The organism is Pseudoalteromonas sp. Z9A6 (genome assembly GCF_011378805.1).
Lineage (GTDB): Bacteria > Pseudomonadota > Gammaproteobacteria > Enterobacterales > Alteromonadaceae > Pseudoalteromonas > Pseudoalteromonas distincta.
Window position 1 is genome coordinate 1 of record NZ_WTKZ01000127.1, and the last position, 1,061, is coordinate 1,061.

A 1,061-nucleotide genomic window follows, 5' to 3' on the forward strand; every position below is an offset into this window, starting at 1 on the left:
ACATCTTCACAATGAAGCGCTTGTAGTGGGTTGGGAACTGAAGACCAGAAGAGCCAGTCACTGGAACCAATGTGGTCAGGTAACGGTCATCCTGGTAAGGGCATCCATCAACCAGAAGGTCCCACTGGGGTAGACTGAGTGGATTGGGGGCGGAAGTTGCCCAGCAGTGTCCCAGCATCAGGACAATGTTGGGGTCAGTCCTCTCCACAATGTGCACCTCAACATACACAGGCTCCCGCAGGACTTTTGTGATGGGATAATCAGCATCACTGTAGTAGGACGTGTAGGCCTCATCCCCTTCTGCACACCCTTTGGTGACACACTGACCATTGGCCAGTCTAAGCTCCACCCTGAGGGGTCCAGGGGCAGCTACTGGTGGAGGTGGAGGAACAGTGTTGACCTCCACAACCAGAGCTTCCACAGAAGTGCCAGAGTACCTACACTGGAAGAGAAGCTCAAAGTGACTGTCCCTTGTGATTGAACCAAGTGGTCCAATCCCCACTTCATACGAGGAGCTCATTCTGTTCTCATACACCACATAACCACTGTCCTCCATCACTCTTGTGCCACATGCAGTCACAGGGAACTGGTATACAGCAAAGGAAGGTGTGGACCCCACAGGACTGCAAGCTGGGTCACTTCCTCCCAGTAAACTGACTGAATCCAGACTCAGTCGAGGCAGTGTAACATCTCTAGCCACCACTACCACAAACTGACCATCTCTTATACACTGGACAGTCACGGTCTTCCCATAGTAACACTGCTGTCCACTAAAGCAGCAGTTGATAGCTTCACATTCAGCACTACTGATACCAGGTTGTCCACATTGGATCTGCTCAGAATCAGCTACAGAACATCTGTCCAAAGGCTCAGCCTTCGCTACTTGCTTCTGAAACTGAATCTTCTGAGGAAGCTGCTGATTAGTCTGTTGAACTGACTGCTGAAGCCGCTGGTCAGTTTGCTGGAGCATCAGAGCTGGAGGATTCTGGGACAGTTTACTCCACTTACCCTTCTTTGGAAGAGCATGACAGAGAGCACACAGTGCTAATACCTGAACCAGC

At 51.1% G+C, this 1,061-nt stretch carries 1 protein-coding gene; it reads right to left on the reverse strand.

Features of this window, described 5'->3' with window-relative positions:
• A partial coding sequence (locus tag GQR53_RS20475; protein WP_240917526.1) for a zona pellucida domain-containing protein occupies positions 1–556 on the reverse strand: 556 nt, incomplete at its 3' end.
• Positions 557–1,061: the final 505 nt, after the last annotated feature.